Here is a 4,276-nt window from a genome sequence, read left to right on the forward strand (position 1 = left end):
GGCAGCCTGGACAACACGCAGGGCAGCATCCAGTCGGCCCAGGCCGGCGTGCAGCTGGCCGTGGCCAACCAGTTGCAGAACGGCAGCGGCGGCAGCATCGGCGCCGCCACCGACCTGGGCGTGCAGGCAGGTTCGCTGCTGAACGCCGACGGCGCCAGCCTGCGCGGCGCGAACGATGCGACCGTGGCGGTCGGCGGCACGTTGAGCAACGACGGCAGCATCACGGCCGGGCGCCACGCGACGGTCACTGCTGGCACCGTGCAAGGCAGCAGCACCGGCGTGCTCGGCGCGGGCATTCAGGGCGACGGAACCCTTGGCGCGGCAGGCGACCTGGTGGTCACCGCCACCGGTGCGCTGGCGGCCCACGGCACCACGCTGGCGGCCGGCCAAGCGACGCTGCAGGGCGCGAGCGTCGATCTCTCGGCGAGCCAGACCAGCGCCGCGAACATCGCGCTCACGGCCACGCAAGGCAACGTGACCACCAGCCAGGCCTCGGTTGTGACACCCGGCACCTTGAGCGTGACGGCCAACAGCAATGCGGCGCAGTCGCTCGTGAACGAGGCAGGCCATCTCAACGCGGGGCAGTTGCAGCTCAGTGTCTCGAACCTCGCCAACACCAACGGCGGGGAGGTCGTGCAGGCCGGCACCGGCGTCACCACCGTGGCCGTCGCGGGCACCTTGAATAACGATGGTGGCCGTATCGCGAGCAACGGTCAGGACCTGAGCCTAGGTGGTGCGACCATCACCAACGCCGGCGGCAAGATCGAGCATGCTGGCACCGGCACGCTCGCCATCGCGGGCGGCAGCTACAGCGGCACCGATGGACAGATCACGGCCAACGGCGCACTGGCGATCGCCATGTCGGGCGCCTTCAACCAGGACGGCACCAAGGCCACGATCGGCGCCCAACAGATCAGCATCGACGCCGGTTCGCTCGGCAATCGCGCCGGCGCCCAGATCGTGCAGGCCGGCACCGATGCCACGCGCATCACCGTGGTGGGCGCGCTGGACAACAGCGGTGGCACGCTGGCCAGCAACGGCGACACGACCGTCGCGGCCGGCAGCCTGACCAATCAGGGCGGCACCGTCCGTGCCGCCGAGACCTCCGGCCTCGCCCTGACCGTGGGCGGCCTGCTCGACAACAGCCACAAGGGCGTGATCGGCGCGGGTGGGAACACCACCATTGCCGCCGGCAGCCTCAACAACGACGCCGGCAGCACCACCGCTGTCGGCGACCTGACCGCCACCATCGGCGGCGCCGCGACCAACGTGGGCGGCACGCTGGCGGCCAACGGCCACAACACACTCGTGGCCGGCACGCTGGACAACACCGGCGGGACGGTGGCTGCCGTCAATGGCAATCTCAGCGTCACCACGGCCGGCATGACGACGAACAAGGGCGGCACCTTGCAAGCCGGGGCCACGAGCACGCTGCTGAACGGCGGCCTCAACAACGCCGGCGGCCAGGTCTTCGGCAACAGCCTCTCGGTCGACACGCGGGGCCAGGCACTGGACAACAGCGCGAAGGGCACGCTGGCAGCGATCACCACCGTCAATGTGAATTCGGGCGCGCTGAACAACGATACGGGCCTGATCCAGTCCGGCGGCGCCATGACCATCGATACGAATGGCCAGGCACTGACCAACAGCAACGCCGAGGGCTATCGTTCCAAACCCGAAGACGCGCCGGGCGGCATCACGAGCGCGGACACGCTGACGCTGAGGAACGTGGGCGATCTGGACAACACCGCCGGCTTCATCGGCGCGAAGAACGCACTGGACGCCAGCACCCAGGCCTTCACGAACACGGGCGGCGGCCAGGTGCTCGGACAGTCCACGGTCACGCTCGACACCCATGGCGCTGCCTACGACAACACCGGCGGCCAGACGCTGGCGGTCGGCAACCTCGGCGTCAACGCCTGGACGCTGACCAACACCGGTGGCCTGATCCGCTCGATGGCGACCACCACGCTCCACGCCGGCAGCGTCGTCAACACCGGCACCCAGGGGACGGAGCAGGGCATCGAAGGCCAGAACGTCGACATCACGGCCCAGTCCATCGCCAATGCCTCGGGCGCGATCCGTGCCGACCAGAACACCACCCTGAGCAGCAGCGGAACGATCGACAACAGCGCGGGCCTGGTCTCCGCCGGCGACACGCTCACCCTCCAGAACCCCGCCGCGGCCAAGACCCTGTCGGTGGTCAACACCGGCGGCACCCTGGTCGGCGGCAAGAACGTCGTCCTCGACGCGGGCTCGGTCACTTGGGACGGCAAGCTGCTGTCGCTCGGCGACATGAGCCTGGCGGTCACCCAGGACATCACCTTCGCGGCGGGCAGCGAGACCGTCGCCAACCACAACCTGACGGTTTCGACGACCGGCAACATCACCAACGCCGGCCGGCTGGCCGCGGGCAACGACCTGACGCTCTCCGCCAGGGACATCAACAACACGGCCACCGGCGACATCCAGGGCAAGACCACCACGCTGAACGCCAGCGGYACGCTGACCAACCGCGGCGTGATCGACGGCGGCCTCACGCGCATCAATGCCGGCACGCTGAACAACGTGGGCACCGGCCGCATCTATGGCGACTGGGTGGCGATCGGCGCTGGCACGCTCAACAACGGCGCCGAAACGGTCAATGGCGTCGCATCGGCCGGCACCATCGCCGCGCGCGAGCGCCTGGACATCGGCGCCGGGACCATCAACAACCGCGACGGCGCCCTGATCCTCAGCGCCGGAAATCTCTACGTCGGCGGCGAACTGGTCGACGGCAAGGCCTCGGTCGACTTCGAGCACCTGATGGGGTATCTGTGGCCCAGCTTCGTCAGCCACGCTGCAGGGCCCACCTCCGGCCAGTTCTCGGGCATCCTGGTGCCCTCGGCCAGCTATCCGCTGTCCCGCTATGGCACCTATTACGCGAACCCGCCGCGCAACAGCCGCGATCTCACGGGCACGCGGCAGATCAACATCGATCAGACCGAGACGTACACCGAGCCCGGTGCCTGGTACGCCCGCACCGATCCGATCTGGGCGGCCTTTGGCGTGACGCCGCCGGCGACGGACACGCCGGCCGACGATGCGCAACGCGCTGCCTACCTCGACGCCCACCAGCGCCTCGACGCCGCGACCGAAGCCTTCATCCGCGATGTCTACGACAACTACGCGCGCTCCTACTACGCCTGGGTCTATACCGAATCGACCACCACGCCTGTGCTGCAGACGTCGTCGCCCGGCCGGATCATCGCAGGCGGCAAGATGGACATTGCGGTAGGCAGCGGCACCAACGACATGAGCCAGATCCTGGCCGGGGGAGCGTTGACCGTCACCGGCGGGAAGATCGAGAACAACAATGTCGAGGTCTCCGGAGCGCAGACGCGCACCGGGGTGCAGCTGTTCCAGGCGGGCCTGGGCGACGGCGAGCAGATCTCGCCTTACAACACCAGCGTGCCCATCACCGTGACCCTGGCGGCGGCACGGCAGGAGGGCAATGTCTCGGTGGTCGGTAGCGGCGGATCCACCGGCATCTTGACCCCGGGCCATACCAACCAGGGCGTACCCGGCGCGAGCGGCGTCAATGCCGGCGGTCCCACAGGCGTGGCCGGCGGGACCGGCACGCCGGTGAATGGACCAGGTGCGGCCTCGGGCGGCGCAGCAGGCCCCGTTGTTCACCCGATCATCGAGGTCAACCTGGCGGCCACTTCGGAAACGACACAGGTCGTGCGCACGACCTTGCCGGGCCTGACGGTGCCCACTGCCAGCCTGTTCCGCACGCATCCGGAAACTTCGAGTCATTACCTGATCGAGACCGATCCGCGCTTTGCGAACCGGCACAACTGGCTCAGCAGCGACTACCTGCTGAACAACCTGGGGCAAGACCCGAACAACACGCTCAAGCGCCTGGGTGACGGCTACTACGAGCAGCGCCTGATCCGCGAGCAGGTGGCCCAGCTGACCGGCTACCGCTACCTGGATGGCTACGACAGCGACGAGGCCCAGTACACCGCGCTGATGGATGCCGGACTCACCTTCGCACGGCAGTACGGCCTGCGGCCGGGCATCGCGCTCAGCGACGCCCAGATGGCGCAGTTGACCAGCGACATCGTCTGGCTGGTGGAGCAGGCCGTCACGCTGCCCGACGGCAGCAGCCAGCGCGTGCTGGTGCCGCAGGTTTATGTGCGCGTGAGGAACGGCGACATCGACGGCTCGGGCGCCTTGCTGGCCGGCAAGGAAGTCAACATCAAGCTCGACGGCGATCTGGTCAACAGCGGCA

The 4,276-nt window shown here is 68.6% G+C and carries 1 protein-coding gene; it reads left to right on the forward strand.

The window, feature by feature from the left end; translation table 11 throughout:
• Nucleotides 1-4,276 (forward strand): beta strand repeat-containing protein (locus AC1DOC_RS28040; RefSeq protein WP_478130953.1); only part of this gene is annotated, 4,276 nt, incomplete at both ends.

The sequence above is a fragment of the Variovorax sp. 01T439_2 genome, assembly GCF_056398445.1.